The sequence below is a fragment of the Zunongwangia endophytica genome, assembly GCF_030409505.1.
GTDB classification, from domain to species: Bacteria; Bacteroidota; Bacteroidia; order Flavobacteriales; family Flavobacteriaceae; genus Zunongwangia; species Zunongwangia endophytica.
On sequence record NZ_JAUFPZ010000002.1, the window covers coordinates 2,021,080 to 2,040,114 of the forward strand.

At 37.2% G+C, this 19,035-nt stretch carries 14 protein-coding genes and 5 tRNA genes; 2 read left to right on the plus strand and 17 right to left on the minus strand.

The features are described 5' to 3' along the window. Positions 1 to 63 precede the first annotated feature (63 nt). Entirely contained in the window at positions 64 to 1,653 is a 1,590-nt protein-coding gene (locus QWY91_RS08830) for a peptide chain release factor 3 (protein ID WP_290233907.1), read from the plus strand. A 114-nt stretch (positions 1,654 to 1,767) separates the two neighbouring features. Beyond that, a complete protein-coding gene (locus tag QWY91_RS08835) occupies positions 1,768 to 3,135 on the plus strand; it encodes an alanine/glycine:cation symporter family protein (protein WP_290233910.1) in 1,368 nt (455 codons plus the stop codon). A gap of 3 nt (positions 3,136 to 3,138) precedes the next feature. Here QWY91_RS08835 and QWY91_RS08840 read toward each other — a convergent pair whose 3' ends face one another. The 17 genes from QWY91_RS08840 to hpf all read right to left on the minus strand — a co-directional run bounded on the left by QWY91_RS08840 (position 3,139) and on the right by hpf (position 19,027). Next, positions 3,139 to 4,716 (minus strand): Ppx/GppA phosphatase family protein, encoded by a 1,578-nt coding sequence (locus QWY91_RS08840; protein WP_290233912.1) that lies wholly within the window; start codon positions 4,714 to 4,716, stop codon positions 3,139 to 3,141. A 123-nt stretch (positions 4,717 to 4,839) separates the two neighbouring features. Then, entirely contained in the window at positions 4,840 to 5,154 is a 315-nt protein-coding gene (locus QWY91_RS08845; protein WP_270058889.1) for a DUF3467 domain-containing protein, read from the minus strand. Between the two features lie 189 nt (positions 5,155 to 5,343). Beyond that, complete coding sequence (gene rpoC / locus QWY91_RS08850; RefSeq protein WP_290233947.1) at positions 5,344 to 9,645, minus strand: DNA-directed RNA polymerase subunit beta'; 4,302 nt, start codon at positions 9,643 to 9,645, stop codon at positions 5,344 to 5,346. Positions 9,646 to 9,719: 74 nt separating this feature from the next. Continuing rightward, complete coding sequence (gene rpoB / locus QWY91_RS08855) at positions 9,720 to 13,532, minus strand: DNA-directed RNA polymerase subunit beta (protein ID WP_290233950.1); 3,813 nt, start codon at positions 13,530 to 13,532, stop codon at positions 9,720 to 9,722. 131 nt (positions 13,533 to 13,663) lie between these two features. Further along, positions 13,664 to 14,041 carry a 50S ribosomal protein L7/L12 gene (rplL, locus tag QWY91_RS08860; protein ID WP_290233951.1) on the minus strand — a complete coding sequence of 126 codons (378 nt, stop codon included), beginning with the start codon at positions 14,039 to 14,041 and terminating at the stop codon, positions 13,664 to 13,666. Positions 14,042 to 14,098: 57 nt separating this feature from the next. After that, positions 14,099 to 14,620: a 50S ribosomal protein L10 gene (gene rplJ, locus QWY91_RS08865; RefSeq protein ID WP_290233953.1), complete on the minus strand. Its 522-nt coding sequence runs from the start codon at positions 14,618 to 14,620 to the stop codon at positions 14,099 to 14,101. Between the two features lie 9 nt (positions 14,621 to 14,629). After that, positions 14,630 to 15,328, minus strand: a complete 699-nt coding sequence (gene rplA / locus QWY91_RS08870; RefSeq protein WP_290233956.1) for a 50S ribosomal protein L1 — start codon at positions 15,326 to 15,328, stop codon at positions 14,630 to 14,632. A 19-nt stretch (positions 15,329 to 15,347) separates the two neighbouring features. After that, positions 15,348 to 15,785 carry a 50S ribosomal protein L11 gene (gene rplK, locus QWY91_RS08875; protein ID WP_270058895.1) on the minus strand — a complete coding sequence of 146 codons (438 nt, stop codon included), beginning with the start codon at positions 15,783 to 15,785 and terminating at the stop codon, positions 15,348 to 15,350. Positions 15,786 to 15,856: 71 nt separating this feature from the next. Further along, positions 15,857 to 16,408, minus strand: coding sequence for a transcription termination/antitermination protein NusG (gene nusG, locus QWY91_RS08880; RefSeq protein ID WP_290233958.1), 552 nt, complete (start codon positions 16,406 to 16,408; stop codon positions 15,857 to 15,859). Between the two features lie 7 nt (positions 16,409 to 16,415). Beyond that, complete coding sequence (gene secE, locus QWY91_RS08885) at positions 16,416 to 16,613, minus strand: preprotein translocase subunit SecE (protein ID WP_290233960.1); 198 nt, start codon at positions 16,611 to 16,613, stop codon at positions 16,416 to 16,418. A 15-nt stretch (positions 16,614 to 16,628) separates the two neighbouring features. Further along, positions 16,629 to 16,701 (minus strand) — tRNA-Trp (locus tag QWY91_RS08890). 54 nt (positions 16,702 to 16,755) lie between these two features. After that, positions 16,756 to 17,943 (minus strand): elongation factor Tu, encoded by a 1,188-nt coding sequence (gene tuf / locus QWY91_RS08895; protein WP_290233962.1) that lies wholly within the window; start codon positions 17,941 to 17,943, stop codon positions 16,756 to 16,758. A 57-nt stretch (positions 17,944 to 18,000) separates the two neighbouring features. Then, positions 18,001 to 18,072, minus strand: a tRNA-Thr gene (locus QWY91_RS08900). 95 nt (positions 18,073 to 18,167) lie between these two features. Further along, positions 18,168 to 18,240, minus strand: a tRNA-Gly gene (locus tag QWY91_RS08905). Positions 18,241 to 18,276: 36 nt separating this feature from the next. Beyond that, positions 18,277 to 18,358: transfer RNA gene (locus tag QWY91_RS08910), tRNA-Tyr, on the minus strand. 196 nt (positions 18,359 to 18,554) lie between these two features. After that, positions 18,555 to 18,628, minus strand: a tRNA-Thr gene (locus tag QWY91_RS08915). 96 nt (positions 18,629 to 18,724) lie between these two features. Further along, entirely contained in the window at positions 18,725 to 19,027 is a 303-nt protein-coding gene (gene hpf / locus QWY91_RS08920) for a ribosome hibernation-promoting factor, HPF/YfiA family (RefSeq protein WP_290233964.1), read from the minus strand. Positions 19,028 to 19,035 lie beyond the last annotated feature (8 nt).

Consider the following 19,035-nt stretch of genomic DNA (forward strand, 5'->3'; position numbering starts at 1 on the left):
AAACATAAGGCATGTTTAAAATTCCTTAAAATAATAGTATTTTTGCGCCACAAATATCGGTAGATGAAAACTTTTCAGAAAGAACTAAGACGCAGAAGAACCTTTGGTATTATCTCTCACCCTGATGCGGGTAAGACAACGCTTACAGAAAAACTCCTTCTTTTTGGAGGTGCTATTCAGGAGGCGGGTGCTGTAAAATCTAACAAAATCAAAAAAGGAGCAACGAGTGACTTTATGGAAATTGAACGCCAGCGTGGAATTTCTGTAGCTACTTCGGTTTTGGCATTCGAATATAAAGATATTAAGATTAATATTCTGGATACTCCCGGTCACAAAGATTTTGCTGAAGATACTTTTAGAACCTTAACAGCAGTAGATAGCGTAATTGTAGTTATCGATGTAGCAAAAGGGGTTGAGGAACAGACTGAAAAACTAGTTGAAGTTTGCCGAATGCGTAACATTCCCATGATCGTTTTTATCAATAAAATGGATCGTGAAGGTAAAGATGCTTTTGAGCTTTTAGATGAAATCGAACAAAAATTAAATCTTACCGTAACGCCACTTTCCTATCCTATTGGTATGGGGTATGATTTTAAAGGGATTTACAATATTTGGGAGAAAAATGTCAATCTTTTTACAGGAGATCCTAGAAAAGATATCGAAGATACTATCGAAATTTCAGATCTAAGTTCTTCAGAATTAGATGATCTAATTGGTACTGATTCCGCAGATGAGCTTCGTGAGGAATTAGAACTAGCACAGGGTGTTTATCCTAAGTTTGATAACAAGGCCTACCTGGAAGGCCGTTTACAACCGGTATTTTTTGGTTCAGCTTTAAATAATTTTGGAGTGCGCGAATTGCTGGATTGCTTTATCGATATTGCGCCACCACCAAGACCAAAAGAAAGTGATACTCGTATAGTAGAACCTGCCGAGGATAAATTTACAGGCTTTGTTTTTAAAATCCATGCCAATATGGATCCTAAGCATCGTGACCGCCTAGCATTTATTAAAATCGTATCTGGAAAGTTCGAAAGAAATAAAAACTACCTCCACGTTCGCCATAATAAAAACCTGAAATTTTCGAGTCCGAATGCTTTTTTTGCTGAAAAGAAAGAGATTGTAGATACTTCTTATGCCGGTGATATTGTTGGATTACATGATACCGGAAACTTTAAAATTGGTGATACTTTAACTGAAGGAGAAAACCTGAATTACCGCGGAATTCCTAGTTTCTCACCAGAGCATTTTAGGTATATTAACAATGCCGATCCTATGAAATCTAAGCAATTGGAAAAAGGCGTTGATCAATTGATGGACGAAGGTGTTGCCCAGTTATTTACGCTTGAGTTTAATGGTCGTAAAGTAATTGGTACCGTTGGTGCATTACAGTTTGAGGTTATTCAATATCGTTTGGAGCACGAATATGGTGCGAAGTGTACTTACGAAAACCTGAACGTATTTAAAGCAACCTGGGTAGAAGCTGAAGATGAAAAGAGCGAAGAGTTTAAAGACTTTAAGCGTGTAAAATCTAAATTTTTAGCGAAAGACAAACAAGGCCAGTTGGTATTTTTAGCCGACTCCCAATTTTCGCTACAGATGACGCAGCAAAAATATCCGTCTATTAAATTCCATTTTACTTCGGAATTTTAAGTAATTCAATTTCAGGATATACTGAAATATTATAGCATAAACTAGCTATAAACTTAAGCTGAAAAGACTAAGAATAGCTGTTTATTTACTATATTTTCAGCATAAAGCTGAACTATGGAAAGTATCGACAAGTTCGTCGCAGATTTTGCCTCTGCCGTATGGGGATTGCCTTTAGTGATCTTACTTATTGGTGGAGGAATTTTTTTATTGATTTATTCCAAATTTCTTCCATTTAGATATCTGGGGCATTCTATAGATCTTCTAAAGGGAAAATATGACGATCCAAATGATCCTGGAGAAATTAGTCATTTCCAGGCTTTAGCCACAGCTTTGAGTAGTACCGTTGGTATGGGAAATATCGCTGGTGTCGCTGTTGCTATTGCAGTTGGTGGTCCCGGTGCCGTTTTTTGGTTATGGGTTAGTGCTGTTGTTGGAATGGGAACTAAGTTTTTCACTAATACATTGGCGGTGATGTATCGCGGCAAAGATTCTGAAGGGAAAATTCAGGGTGGCGTAATGTATTTTATTACTGAAGGCTTAGGCCGAAATTGGAAGTTTTTAGCCATATTTTTTAGTGTAGCCGGACTGATTGGCGCACTACCTATTTTCAATGTAAATCAGCTTACAAAAGCCATTAACTTTATTCTATTAGAACCCAATGGGATTGAGACCGGTAATGTTTCTAATATTACCATTGGCGTTATTCTAACTATCATAACTTCTGTTGTGGTATTAGGTGGGTTGTATCGCATTAGTCGTACAGTTTCTAAACTTGTGCCTGCGATGGTAGTCTTATATTTTATTTCTGTAGTGGCAATTTTAGCGATAAATTTTGAACAGCTTCCGCAGTATCTTTCTTTAATTTTTACAGATGCCTTTGCAGCAGATAATTATCAGGGCGATCCGCTTTTTGGCGGACTCTTAGGCGGTTTAATTCTATTAGGAATACGAAGGGGAGCTTTTTCTAACGAAGCTGGTATTGGCACCGCTACAATGGCTCACGGTGCTAGTAAAACATCCCAGCCCATTCGCGAAGGTCTTGTTGCCATGTTAGGACCAGCAATTGATACGTTAATTGTTTGTACACTTACCGCTCTTACAATTTTGGTGACCGGAGTTTGGCAAACCAGCGAAGCAAGTGGCGTTGCTTTAACGGCAAAGGCTTTTGGAGATTCCATTCCTGGTGTCGGACCATATTTGCTTTTAATATGTATCGCAGCTTTTAGTATTTCCTCTTTATTCTCATATTCTTACTACGGAACAAAATGTCTGTCGTTTCTTGTTGGCGCGAAACACAAGCACTGGTACAATTATTTTTACATTATCAGTATTATGCTTGGTGCAACCACAGAGCAAAGTATTATACTGAATATAATTGATGGTTTCTTTGCGCTAATGGCGATACCAACCATGATTTCAACGTTGATATTAGCACCACGAGTAATGAAACAAGCTAAGTTATATTTTAAAAAATACGGATAACTTTTAATTCTCAGATTTGGGAAATACATCTACTTTCTTTCCGGTTAACTCTTCCAATAAAGCAGTTTTACGCATAGCACCCCATATTTCTAATTCTGGATCGCTGTGAGTAGTGATAACTAGATTGATTTTTTCCGCAGTATGTTCAACCGCTAGATTCTGAACATTTTGATAGTGGCTTCTATCCAGACCATCTGCAACCCTAATTATAGCAGCGAGTTTTTTAACCCTCTTTCTTAATTTCTTATCTAATTTTTTATAGGGTTTGTGCCCTTTTTTTGGAGCGGATTTTCGGTGGTAACGTGCTACATTAGCCATGATATTAATTTCATCTTCTGTAAACCCAAGTAAATCGGAATATCGGATTAAATAGAGCGCATGTTTATGATGTTTTCTATGAGAAATATAATATCCAATATCATGCATCAAACTTGCATATTCCAACAGTTCTCGATCGCTTTGTTCTAAATTAAGATCTGCCTGAAATTCATCGAAAAGCTGTAATGCAAATTTGGCGACGTGTTGAGAATGCTCTTTTGCCCAATTACATTTTCGTAATAACTCAAAAACACTTCGGCGCCGAGGGTCTTCAAAACTTGCCACTAAATCTAGATGAAGCTCATCCTTCTTCTTATCGATATAATTTAAAATCATTCCCTCTCGCAAGGCTCCTTCAGAAATTTTAATATTTTGGATAGAAAATTGTTCTATTAAAAATTTCAATAAAACCATACCGGGATTAATAATATCAACTCTCTTTTCTTCTAAGCCCTTCTCTTTTAATCTTCCTTTTTTATCTAGTTTGATAAAATCATGATATAAATCTAGAAAAGACTCCGATTGGAAACTTAGCTCGTTAAGTGTTCTTTTCGCAGTAATATCATTACGCTTTGCGACCATTTCTGCAATATTTTCCATTGTACCAGAAGAACCAATGATGGTTTTTACATTATGCTTTTTGGCCAGACGTAATACTTCAGCTAATTCTTTTTTAAAATGTGCTTCTAATTTCTCGATAGTCTTTTTTTCGATTGGATCTGAATCGATAAAAGCGGCCGCCATTCTTGCGACTCCCAGTTTCAGACTATTGTAATAGATAAACTCATCTTGATTTCCAATAATAAATTCAACACTACCGCCACCAATGTCGGCCATCAAAACCATTTCTTCCTCGATAACAACACTGTGCTTAATAGCTAAACCAATCATTTCTGCCTCCATTTTACCAGATATGGCTCGAACAATTATTCCTACTTCGTCTGCCACTTCCTTAATAAAGTCCCCTCCATTTTTGGCTTCTCTGATGGCGCTGGTTGCATACGCCAAAATTTGTTCTACGTTATGACTGTCACATAAAAACTTAATATGACTTAAGGCTTCTAATCCACGATCCATTGCCTCTCTACTTAATCGATCTTCCATACCTTTCTCTGCAAGGCTGACCATTGCTTTCAGCTTATTAACCGTGCGAAAACTGCCATCAGGATAAATGTCCACTAAAACTGCATGAAATGAATTCGTACCAAGATCGACTGCTGCTATTCTTTTGGTTGGTTGAGATTGTGAATTTTGATCGGTCATAAAATATGTTTAAAAATGGAATAACTTTTAAGTATTTCTAAAGTTAAGCAAATATCAGGTACTAACGTAAAAAAGAAAAACCCACGGCATATACCGTGGGTTTAAATTATACTAGCGAGCTTATTAAGCTTGTCCTGTAGGACCAAAATTCATAGGAATTGGTGTTTTCTCGTAATCTTTTATTTCGCCATGTTGTTTTTCGAAACGCTCAACATTATCAGCTAAAGCTTTTAAAAATCGTTTAGCGTGCTGTGGCGTAAGTATAATTCTGCTTTTTACTTTGCTTTTCGGTTTACCAGGCATGATATTTACAAAATCCACAACAAATTCTGAAACCGAATGGTTTATAATCGCAAGGTTAGAATAGGTTCCCTCTGCAACTGCTTCATCCAGTTCAATATTAATTTGTCCCTGTTTTGGCTTCTTTTCTTCACTCATGTTTATTTTTTTAGCTCAATCGTACAGATTGAATTCGGTGCGATAGTTGGATAAAAAGCATTTGATGTAAAACGTCTTCTTAAGCACTATCACTTTATATTATTTAAAAATACAAAAAATCCCGTCACTGAATTTCTCAGGACGGGATTTTACTATTTATCACGTATGTTCGTTTTCAGAACTTCGTTTTTAATTATAGTTTACTTCTTGCTTTTTCTCTAGCATTTCGTCGAATTCTTCTTTAGAACCAACTATGATGCTATCGTATTTACGCATACCTGTACCTGCAGGAATTCTATGCCCTACAATTACATTTTCCTTAAGACCTTCTAGAGAATCGATCTTACCGCTTACCGCAGCTTCGTTCAATACTTTAGTTGTTTCCTGGAAGGATGCCGCAGAAATAAACGACTTAGTTTGAAGTGACGCTCTGGTAATACCTTGTAGAACCGGTGTTGCAGTTGCTGAAACAACGTCTCTAGCGGTAGCCAGATTCTTATCTTCTCTTCTAAGTGTTGAATTCTCATCTCTAAGCTCTCTTAAAGATACGATTTGTCCTGGTTTCAAGTTTTCAGATTCACCAGCATCTTCGATAACTTTCATTCCGAAGATTTTATCGTTCTCTTCAATAAAGTCAGATTTATGAACAAGTTGGTTTTCTAGGAAAATAGTATCTCCTGGATCAACGATTCTTACTTTACGCATCATTTGACGTACTACTACCTCAAAGTGCTTATCGTTAATCTTTACCCCTTGTAATCTATAAACTTCCTGTACTTCGTTAACAAGATATTGTTGTACTGCGTTTGGCCCTTTAATATTCAAAATATCTTCCGGAGTGATTGATCCATCGGATAATGGCATACCTGCACGAACGTAATCATTTTCCTGCACTAGGATCTGGTTAGAAAGTTTTACTAAATACTTTTTAACCTCACCAAGTTTAGACTCAACGATAATTTCACGGTTACCACGTTTTATCTTACCAAAAGAAACCACACCATCAATAGCACTAACTACTGCCGGATTAGATGGGTTACGTGCTTCGAAAAGCTCTGTTACCCTTGGAAGACCACCAGTAATATCACCTGCTTTAGATGATTTACGAGGAATCTTAACCAAAATCTTACCAACACCAATTTTTTCTGCATTATCAACCATAAGGTGAGCACCTACAGGTAAGTTATAAGAACGAATCACTTCGTCTTTCTTACCTAAGATATGCAAGGTTGGAATAAGCTTTTTATTACGAGATTCAGAAATTACTTTTTCCTGGAATCCTGTTTGCTCATCTATTTCAACTTGATAAGTTACACCTTGATCTATATTTTCATATTTGATCTTACCAGCAAATTCAGAGATAATAACACCATTATATGGATCCCACTGACATACTGTAGTTCCTTCATCTATTTCAACACCATTTTCAATAAAGATTTCAGAACCGTAAGGAATATTGTTTGTACTCAGAACAACACCTGTCTTCTTATCCTTAACCTTAATTTCCGCTGTACGTGAAATTACAATATCTGAAGTGCTACCATCAGGAGCCTCTCCTTTTACTACTTTAAGATCATCAATTTCAGCAATACCACTAAACTTAGTAATAAGTTTGTTTTCTTCTGAAATGTTTCCTGCAATACCCCCAACGTGGAAAGTACGTAGCGTTAGCTGTGTTCCTGGCTCTCCAATAGACTGAGCAGCAACAACACCTACAGCTTCACCTCTTTGTACAAGTTTGTTTGTAGCAAGGTTACGACCGTAACAGTTAACACAAATACCTTTTTTAGCTTCACAGGTAAGTGGAGAACGTACTTCTACGCTTTCTATAGGTGCGTTTTCTATTGTCTTAACAATGTCTTCTGTAATTTCTGCTCCAGACTCAACGATTAGCTCCTCGGTACTTGGATTATAAACATCATTTAAAGAAATACGACCTAAAATTCTTTCTCCAAGAGATTCTACAATCTCTTCGTTCTTTTTAAGTGGCTTAACTTCTACACCTCTTAATGTTCCACAGTCTTCTTCATTTACAATAACATCCTGAGAAACATCAACCAAACGACGTGTTAGGTAACCTGCATCGGCAGTTTTAAGAGCCGTATCCGCAAGACCTTTACGAGCACCGTGAGTAGAAATAAAGTACTCAAGAATTGAAAGACCCTCTTTAAAGTTAGAAAGAATCGGATTTTCAATAATTTCACCTCCACCAGAGTTAGATTTCTTAGGCTTGGCCATAAGACCACGCATACCGGTAAGCTGACGAATCTGCTCTTTAGATCCACGAGCACCAGAATCAAGCATCATAAACACCGAGTTAAACCCTTGCTTATCTTCACGAATTCGCTTCATTGCTAATTCAGTAAGACCAGCATTGGTAGATGTCCAGATATCAATAACCTGATTGTAACGCTCGTTATTGGTAATAAGACCCATGTTATAGTTACCAATAATTCCTTCTACCTGCTCATTCGCTTCATCGATCATTGTTTGTTTCTCAGCTGGTATAATAATATCACCTAAGCTGAAAGACAATCCACCACGGAATGCAAATCCATATCCAAGAGACTTAATCTCGTCAAGGAATTCTGAAGTTTCAGGAACACTAGTCATTTTAAGAATATTACCAATAATCTCACGAAGAGATTTTTTAGTAAGTACCTCGTTAATATATCCAGCTACTTCTGGTACAGTTTCATTAAATAAAACTCTACCTACAGTAGATTCGATAATTTGGTAAACAAGTTTTCCTTCTTCATTATAATCTTTAGCTCTAATTTTAATCGGAGCGTTAAGATCTACTCTATTCTGGTTATAAGCAATAACTACTTCTTCAGCAGAATAGAATGTTAATCCTTCACCTAAAACAACTTCTTCTTCTGTAGATCGCTTAAGCTTGGTCATATAATAAAGACCAAGAACCATATCCTGAGAAGGTACTGTAATTGGCGAACCATTTGCAGGGTTAAGGATATTGTGAGAAGCTAACATTAATAGTTGCGCCTCTAAAATTGCCTCTGGTCCTAATGGTAAGTGAACCGCCATTTGATCCCCATCAAAATCGGCGTTAAATGCCGTACATGCTAATGGGTGTAACTGTATCGCTTTACCTTCGATCAATTTAGGCTGGAATGCCTGAATACCTAGACGGTGAAGCGTAGGAGCACGGTTTAGTAATATTGGATGTCCTTTAAGAACGTTCTCTAAGATATCCCATACTACCGGCTCTTTTTTATCTATAATCTTTTTCGCAGATTTTACAGTTTTTACAATTCCTCTTTCGATTAGTTTTCTAATTACGAAAGGCTTGTAAAGTTCTGCCGCCATATTCTTTGGAAGACCACACTCGAACATTTTAAGTTCTGGTCCTACAACGATTACCGAACGTGCTGAATAATCCACACGCTTACCAAGTAAGTTTTGACGGAAACGTCCCTGTTTACCTTTCAATGAATCCGAAAGCGATTTAAGTGGACGGTTGGAATCAGTTTTTACTGCAGAAGACTTTCTTGTATTATCGAATAATGAATCTACAGACTCCTGAAGCATACGTTTTTCGTTACGTAAAATAACTTCTGGAGCTTTAATTTCCATCAAACGCTTCAAACGGTTGTTACGAATAATCACCCTTCTATAAAGATCATTAAGATCTGAAGTAGCGAAACGACCACCATCTAAAGGTACAAGAGGTCTTAATTCTGGTGGAATTACCGGGATTACTTTCATAATCATCCATTCCGGTAGATTCTCACGGTTTTTATTTGCATCACGAAGTGCTTCTACAACCTGAAGACGTTTTAAAGCTTCCGTCTTACGTTGCTTAGAAGTTTCGTTATTTGCTTTGTGTCTTAATTCGTAAGAAAGTTCATTAAGATCTATTCTCTTAAGAATTTCGATAAGACATTCAGCTCCCATCTTAGCGATAAACTTAGTTGGGTCGCTATCTTCTAAATATTGATTTTCCTGAGGAAGTTCATCTAGAATATTAAGATACTCTTCTTCAGTTAGGAAATCCATTTTCTTTAAAGGCTCTCCATCCTCATTTTTGGCATTACCAGCCTGAATTACTACGTATCTCTCGTAGTAAATAATCATATCTAATTTCTTAGAAGGAAGACCTAGTAAATAACCAATTTTATTTGGTAAAGAACGGAAATACCAGATATGAGCTACAGGAACTACCAAATTAATGTGCCCAACACGGTCTCTACGTACTTTCTTCTCTGTTACCTCTACACCACAACGGTCACAAACGATCCCTTTGTAACGTATTCTCTTATATTTTCCACAGGCACATTCGTAATCCTTTACAGGACCAAAAATACGCTCACAGAACAATCCGTCACGCTCGGGTTTGTGCGTACGATAATTGATAGTTTCCGGTTTAAGAACTTCACCACGAGACTCTGCGAGGATAGACTCAGGAGAAGCTAAACCGATAGAGATTTTATTAAATCTCTGTACTGTATTCTTATCATTATTTCTAGCCATAATAAATGCTGCTATCTAATTATTGTGAAAATCCTGAAAACCGGAGCGGTATGCCCGCTCCGATAAACAGTGTTTTATTCTTCTAATTTTAAATCCAGTCCAAGACCTTTCAACTCATGCATCAATACATTGAAAGATTCTGGCAATCCTGGTTCTGGCATAGGCTCTCCTTTTACAATACTTTCGTAAGTTTTAGCCCTTCCTATCACGTCATCAGATTTTACGGTTAAGATTTCACGTAGCGTACTTGATGCACCATATGCCTCAAGAGCCCAAACCTCCATCTCACCAAAACGCTGACCTCCAAACTGAGCCTTACCACCAAGTGGCTGCTGAGTAATAAGAGAGTACGGTCCAATAGAACGTGCGTGCATCTTATCGTCGATCATGTGACCTAGCTTAAGCATGTAGATAACACCTACGGTAGCTCTCTGATCAAAACGTTGTCCTGTACCACCATCAAATAAATAAGTATGTCCAAATCTAGGAATGCCAGCTTCATCTGTAAGCTCATTGATCTGGTCTAAAGATGCCCCATCAAAAATTGGTGTTGCATACTTTTTACCTAATTTCTGACCAGCCCATCCAAGAACAGTTTCATAAATCTGACCGATGTTCATACGAGAAGGTACCCCAAGTGGATTCAATACAATATCTACTGGTGTTCCATCATCTAAGAATGGCATGTCTTCCTGACGAACGATACGAGCAACAATACCTTTGTTACCGTGACGTCCTGCCATTTTATCCCCTACTTTAAGCTTACGTTTTTTAGCAATATAAACTTTAGCAAGTTTTAAGATTCCAGAAGGAAGCTCATCTCCTACAGAAATGGTAAACTTCTCTCTTCTTAGGTTACCCTGAAGATCGTTCTCCTTAATTTTATAATTATGAAGAAGATCTGCTACAAGTGCATTAGTATGATCATCTGTTGTCCAGGTACCCTGAGTAAGGTGAGCATAATCATCTACAGAGTTTAACATCTTTAATGTATACTTCTTACCTTTTGGTAATACCTCTTCACCTAAATCATTTTGAACACCCTGAGCTGTTTTTCCACCTACGATTGCAAATAACTTATCAATTAAATTTGACTTAAGTACTGCAAACTTAGCTTCGTATTTCTTTTCTAAAACAGCAACGTCTTCTTTATCTTGTGCTCTCTTGCGCTTATCTTTAATTGCACGAGCAAACAACTTCTTATTAATTACAACACCACTTAATGATGGTGAAGCTTTTAATGAAGCATCCTTAACATCTCCTGCTTTATCTCCGAAAATCGCTCTAAGAAGTTTTTCTTCTGGTGTTGGATCACTTTCCCCTTTAGGAGTAATTTTACCAATAAGAATATCTCCTGGCTTAACTTCAGCACCTACTCTGATCATACCATGCTCATCAAGATCCTTAGTAGCATCTTCTGAAACGTTTGGAATATCATTAGTAAGTTCTTCGTTACCTAATTTAGTATCACGAACTTCTAGTGAGTACTCATCGATATGAATTGAAGTAAAGATATCATCTCTTACAACTTTCTCTGAAATTACAATTGCATCCTCAAAGTTATACCCTTTCCAAGGCATAAAGGCCACTTTCATATTACGTCCAAGTGCTAATTCACCTTTATCGGTTGCATAACCCTGACATAATACCTGTCCTTTAGTTACTCTATCCCCAACGCTCACAATTGGCTTCAGGTTAATAGAACTACCTTGGTTTGTTTTACGGAATTTAATAAGATTATATGTTTTAGAATCTGAATCAAAACTAACCATTCTATCTTCTTCCGTACGATCGTACTTAATAGTAATTTTCTGAGCGTCTACATATTCTACTTCACCCTCTCCTTCAGCATTAATCAATACTCGCGAATCTGTAGCTACCTGTCTTTCTAATCCAGTTCCTACAATAGGAGAATCTGCACTTAACAACGGCACTGCCTGACGCATCATGTTAGATCCCATTAATGCACGGTTGGCATCATCATGCTCCAAGAACGGAATCAATGAAGCCGAAATTGACGAAATCTGGTTAGGAGCAACATCGGTATAATGAACCTCTTTAGGATCTACTACCGGGAAGTCACCCTCCATACGAGCAATTACCTTATCTGTGTCTATTGTGCCATCATCTGTCGTAGGAATGTTTGCCTGAGCAATCATTTTTCCTTCTTCCTCTTCTGCACTTAGATAAATCGGCTCTTCTGAAATATTGATTTGTCCTTCTGAAACTTTCCTATAAGGAGTTTCAATGAATCCCATTCCATTTACTTTCGAATATACAGAAAGAGAAGAAATAAGACCAATGTTAGGTCCTTCTGGAGTTTCAATAGGACATAATCTTCCGTAGTGAGTGTAGTGAACATCACGTACCTCAAAACCAGCACGCTCTCTAGAAAGACCACCAGGTCCTAATGCAGAAAGACGACGCTTATGAGTAATCTCAGCTAGTGGATTTGTTTGATCCATAAACTGAGAAAGCTGATTTGTACCGAAAAATGAATTAATCACTGAAGACAGCGTCTTCGCGTTAATAAGATCTATAGGTGTAAATACCTCATTATCTCTAACATTCATTCGTTCACGAATGGTACGAGCCATACGTGCTAAACCAACTCCAAATTGTTGAGATAATTGCTCTCCAACAGTTCTAACACGACGGTTAGACAGGTGATCGATATCATCGATCTCTGCTTTAGAGTTAATTAACTCAATTAAATATTTTATAATGGTAATGATATCTTCTTTGGTAAGCACCTGCTTATCCATACCGATATCAAGACCAAGCTTTTTATTCATTCTATAACGTCCTACTTCACCAAGACTATAACGTTGGTCTGAGAAGAAAAGCTTGTCGATAATTCCACGAGCAGTTTCCTCATCTGGCGGTTCAGCATTACGTAGCTGACGATAAATATGCTCAACAGCCTCTTTTTCAGAGTTTGTTGGATCTTTTTGAAGTGTATTATGAATTATTGCATAATCACCGGTAGAATTATCTTCTTTGTGAAGAAGAATTGTTTTAGTTCCTGTTTCAAGAATCTCTTCAATATGATCTTTGTCGAGTTCAGTATCACGATCTAAAACAATCTCGTTACGTTCTATAGATACAACTTCTCCAGTATCTTCATCTACGAAATCCTCATACCATGTATTAAGAACACGAGCTGCTAATTTTCTACCTAAAACTTTTTTAAGTCCTGTTTTAGAAACCTTAACTTCTTCTGCAAGATCAAAGATTTCTAAAATATCCTTATCGCGCTCAAATCCAATTGCGCGGAAAAGAGTTGTTACAGGTAATTTTTTCTTTCTATCAATATAAGCGTACATAACGCTATTGATATCAGTAGCAAATTCTATCCAGGAACCTTTAAAAGGAATTACTCTGGCAGAATATAATTTAGTTCCATTTGCATGGAATGATTGTCCAAAGAATACTCCTGGAGAACGGTGAAGCTGAGATACAACAACACGTTCTGCTCCATTAATGCAAAACGTTCCACTAGGCGTCATATAAGGAATAGTTCCTAAGTAAACATCCTGAACGATAGTTTCAAAATCCTCATGCTCGGGATCTGTACAATATAGCTTAAGCCTAGCTTTTAAAGGCACGCTATAGGTAAGACCACGTTCGATACACTCTTGAATAGAATATCGTGGTGGATCTACGAAATAATCTAAAAATTCTAATACAAATTGGTTACGGGTATCCGTAATTGGGAAATTTTCAAGGAAGGTATTGTAAAGACCTTCATTTCCCCGCTCTTCTGATTTTGTTTCTAATTGAAAGAAATCCTGAAAAGACTTGATCTGGATATCCAAAAAGTCAGGATAGTCAGGTCTGTTCTTTACAGAAGAGAAACTCAATCTTTCAGTTTGCTTTGCTAACATCAATGGACGGATTATAATTTATATAAAAAATGGTGCGATAAAAAGCCTAAGCTCTATATACGCAAAAAGGGTTTAGACCTTCAGGAGCGTATCCTGAGGTCTAAACCTAAATAATATTGCTCTCGTCAAGCTTATTTAAGCTCAACCTCAGCTCCTGCTTCTTCTAATTGAGATTTTAAAGCTTCTGCTTCATCTTTAGCAACTCCTTCTTTAACTGGAGCTGGCGCACCATCTACCAATGCTTTAGCATCTTTAAGACCTAAACCAGTAAGTTCTTTTACTAATTTAACTACTGCTAATTTAGATCCTCCTGGAGCGTTAAGAATTACATCAAACTCTGTTTGCTCTTCAGCAGCTTCTTCACCGCCACCGGCAGCACCACCAGCAACCGCTACAGCTGCAGCAGCAGGCTCAATACCATATTCTTCTTTTAATATATCAGCTAACTCATTAACTTCCTTAACTGTTAAGTTAACTAACTGTTCTGCGAATTCTTTTAAATCTGCCATTTTCTATCGTTTTAAAATTTTTGTAAAAGTTATATTTATTAAAAAGTGCGTACTATACTAGTCCTCTTTTTCAGAAAGAGTTTTAAGGATTCCTGCGATTTTTCCACCACTAGATTTAAGTGCCGAAACAACATTTTTAGCAGGAGATTGTAACAATCCAATGATATCCCCAACAACCTCTTCTTTAGATTTAATGTTAGAAAGAGCTTCTAAATACTCGTCTCCAACATAGATAGCTTCGTCTATAAAAGCTCCCTTAAGAATCGGTTTTTCGTTTTTCTTTCTAAATTCCTTGATTACTTTAGCTGGAGCATTACCAGTTTCAGCAATCATAATAGAGGTGTTACCTTTTAAAGTGGCAGGAAGTTCTCCAAAATCTTTATCTGAAGCCTCCATTGCTTTAGTTAGTAACGTATTCTTAACTACCGCAAGTTGTACATTAGCTTTAAAACAAGCTCTACGTAAATTAGAGGTTGTTCCGGCATCTAAACCTGAGATATCTGCAATATAGATAGTTGAAGTATCAGCTAACTGGGCAGTTAAATCTTTTATTACTTTTGATTTTTCTTCTCTTGTCATAATACCTTATTATTGCTCAGTAAACCTTTTTGTATCTATTGCTACACCAGGGCCCATAGTACTGGACATGTGAATACTTTTAATATACACACCTTTTGCTGCCTGAGGTTTCAGTTTTACAAGCGTAGTTAATAATTCTCTCGCGTTTCCAGCAATCTTATCAGATTCGAAAGATACTTTTCCAACGCCTGCATGTACGATACCAGTTTTATCTACTTTAAAGTCGATTTTACCAGCCTTCACATCAGATACCGCTTTAGAGATATCCATAGTTACCGTACCTGTCTTTGGGTTAGGCATTAAACCTCTAGGTCCTAAAATACGACCTAATGGACCTAATTTACCCATAACGCTAGGCATCGTAATGATAACATCAACATCTGTCCAACCACCTTTGATTTTCTCAAGATACTCATCAAGACCTACGTAATCTGCACCTGCGTTTTTAGCTTCTTCTTCTTTATCTGGAGTAACTAACGCAAGAACTTTAACATCTTTACCAGTTCCATGAGGAAGTGTTACAACACCTCTTACCATTTGATTGGCTTTACGAGGATCAACATTCAAACGAACCGCTAAATCCACTGAAGCATCGAAGCCCTCACTAGAAACTTCTTTTATTAAGGCAGAAGCTTCTGCAACCGAATAGGTTCTCCCGTTTTCGATTTTAGACTGAGCTTCTTTTTGTTTTTTAGTCAACTTTGCCATTTTCTAAATTCTTTTTGGATTAAAACGGTGCATCACCTTTTACAGTTATACCCATAGAACGAGCAGTACCAGCAACCATTTTCATTGCAGATTCCACAGTAAATGCATTTAAATCCTGCATTTTATCTTCTGCGATATCTTTAATTTGATCCCAAGACACACTTGCTACTTTCTTTCTGTTCGGCTCACCTGAACCTTTTTTAGTCTTTGCTGCTTCCATTAGCTGTACAGCTGCTGGTGGAGTCTTGATTACAAAATCAAAAGACTTATCAGAATAAACAGTAATTGCTACTGGTAGCACTTTACCTTGTTTATCCTGAGTTCTACCATTGAATTGCTTACAGAATTCCATGATATTTACTCCGGCAGCACCTAAAGCAGGTCCAACTGGTGGTGAAGGGTTAGCAGCACCTCCGCGAACTTGTAGTTTTACAACTTTACTTACTTCTTTTGCCATTTTTTACATTTTTAGAAGATAGTTTATTAGAGTGGAAGCAAATAAAAAACTATCAAAAAACTTTGTAACAATTATACTTTTTCAACTTGCATATAACTAAGCTCTAATGGAGTTTTTCTTCCAAAGATCTTAACCATAACTTCAAGCTTTCTTTTCTCTTCATTAATTTTTTCTACAGTTCCATTAAACCCGTTGAATGGACCATCAATAACTTTAATGGTTTCTCCTAAAGTAAATGGAATTGCTATATTATCGGTCTTAACAGCTAATTCGTCTACTTTACCTAGCATACGATTAACTTCAGATTGTCTTAACGGAACTGGATCTCCACCCTTAGTTTCACCTAGAAAACCTATAACACCATTAATACCTTTTATAATATGAGGAATTTCACCACCCAGATTAGCTTGAACCATTATATAACCAGGAAAATAAACTCTTTCCTTGTTAATTTTCTTTCCATTTCTAATCTGAATAACTTTTTCGGTAGGAACTAGAACTTGGTCCACCCAATCTTCCATCCCCATATGTGCGATTTCTCGCTCTATATAATCTTTAACTTTATTTTCTTGTCCACTTACAGCACGAACAACATACCACTTTTTATCCTTAACGTCTGCCATAATTAGATTACGATTTTACCCATTCAAAGTATCCTTCAATTACGTTGCTGAATAAAGTATCAACACCCCATATTACTAATGAGAAAACAATTGAAAAAACTGCAACGAGTATTGTTAACCTTTGAGCTTCAGGCCAACTTGTCCAGGTAACATGGTTTTTTAATTCGTTATAAGACTCAGATAAATAATTAACAATTCCTGCCATTACTAAATATATTTGCACGGGTTGAGAGGCTCGAACTCCCGACACCTGGTTTTGGAGACCAGTGCTCTACCAACTGAGCTAAACCCGTAAGATAAAGAGAAGGTATCCTGAAAAACAGGATACCTTATATATTCAAACTATATTAGTCTAAAATTTCAGTTACCTGACCAGCACCTACAGTTCTACCACCTTCACGGATAGCGAAACGTAGACCAACATTCATTGCAATTGGCTGAATAAGCTCTACATGAATTGTAAGGTTATCACCAGGCATTACCATTTCTACTCCTTCTGGAAGGTTAATTGTTCCAGTTACATCAGTTGTACGTACGTAAAACTGAGGACGGTAGTTATTATGAAATGGAGTGTGACGTCCACCTTCTTCTTTTTTAAGAATATAAACCTCTGCTTTAAATTTAGCGTGAGGAGTTACAGAACCTGGCTTAGTAATAACCATACCTCTAGAGATTTGAGTTTTCTCAATACCTCTTAATAGGATACCAACGTTATCACCAGCTTCACCTCTATCAAGAATTTTACGGAACATTTCAACTCCAGTAATTGTAGAAGTTAATTTACCAGCTCCCATACCGATGATCTCTACAGGATCTCCAGTGTTAGCAACACCAGTTTCGATACGTCCAGTTGCTACTGTACCACGACCTGTAATAGAGAATACATCTTCGATAGGTAAAAGGAAATCTTTATCAACATCACGCTGAGGAAGTTCAATCCAGCTATCAACTGCTTCCATAAGGTCTAATACAGACTGAGTCCATTTATCATCACCTTCTAAAGCACCAAGAGCAGATCCAGAAATAACAGGACCATTATCACCATCATATTCATAGAAAGAAAGAAGATCTCTTACTTCCATTTCAACAAGCTCTAAAAGCTCTTCATCATCAACAAGGTCAACTTTATTTAAGAATACAACGATTCTTGGGATACCAACCTGACGTCCAAGAAGTATGTGTTCACGAGTTTGTGGCATAGGACCATCAGTTGCAGCAACAACAAGGATAGCACCGTCCATCTGAGCAGCACCAGTTACCATGTTCTTTACATAATCGGCGTGACCAGGACAATCAACGTGAGCGTAGTGACGGTTTCCAGTCGCATACTCTACGTGAGAAGAGTTAATAGTAATACCTCTATCTTTTTCCTCAGGAGCGTTATCGATTTGATCGAAAGCTCTTGCTTCAGAAAATCCAGCGTCAGCCAAAACTTTAGTAATAGCTGCAGTTAAAGTAGTTTTTCCGTGATCTACGTGTCCAATCGTACCGATGTTAAGGTGCGGTTTGGAACGATCATAAGTTTCCTTTGCCATAATTAATACTTATTTAATCTTAGTTATATATTAGTGTTCAATTTTATACTAAACCAGAGCCAACGACGAGAATTGAACTCGTGACCTCTTCCTTACCAAGGAAACGCTCTACCCCTGAGCTACGTCGGCAAAAAAAGGGACAAGCCCAATTTCGCTAAACAACAAAAACCATAAGCCATCATGTAGCTTACGGATATTGTTGAACTCGTATGATAATTTCTTAGAGCGAAAGACCGGGTTCGAACCGGCGACATTCAGCTTGGAAGGCTGACGCTCTACCAACTGAGCTACTTTCGCATTTTAAAAAGAATTAAAATTCTTTGTTGGTTATTGTGGGGAGAGCAGGATTCGAACCTGCGAAGACGTAGTCAGCAGATTTACAGTCTGCCCTCGTTGGCCGCTTGAGTATCTCCCCTCAAAATTATCATACCATTATTTCATAGAACTACAACCCAAAAGGCAAAGCTTTATGATGGTATCAAATCGGCTGCAAATTAAAGTAATTTATCAGCACCATCCAAAGCTTTTTTCAAAAATTTTTTGAAAAATTTTCAGCTCACTTACTTCCAATAAGTTAAGAAAACCAAAGCTTTCAGATTCAAAATTTCAAGAGCCGATGGAGGGACTCGAACCCACGACCTGCTGATTACAAATCAGCTGCTCTAGCCAGCTGAGCTACATCGGCAACATACTTTCTTTCACAAAAAAGCCCGCTATTTCTAACGGACTGCAAATGTATACAAATTATTCCTTTCTCAAAATAAAATTTGATTTTTTTTCATCAAGCATATAATTTCGATTTCTCTTTTCTTTTAATCAATTGTCTTTGTAGAGAGTTAACACACTCATCCACACACCCTTCAAATTTTTTACAAGTCTTCTTCACCATTATTTCTTCTCCAGGAATACTTAAAAGAATTTCTGTAATTTTATTGGCTTTGTCGCTGGTATTTTGAACTTTTAAAAAAACGTCTGCATAAACCACTTTGCTGTAATAATTCTCAAGTTTATCCATTTTCTTCTGAATAAAATCAATCAGCTTTTGATCTGCATTAAAGTTTACAGATTGCACATTTACTTTCATAACGTCAA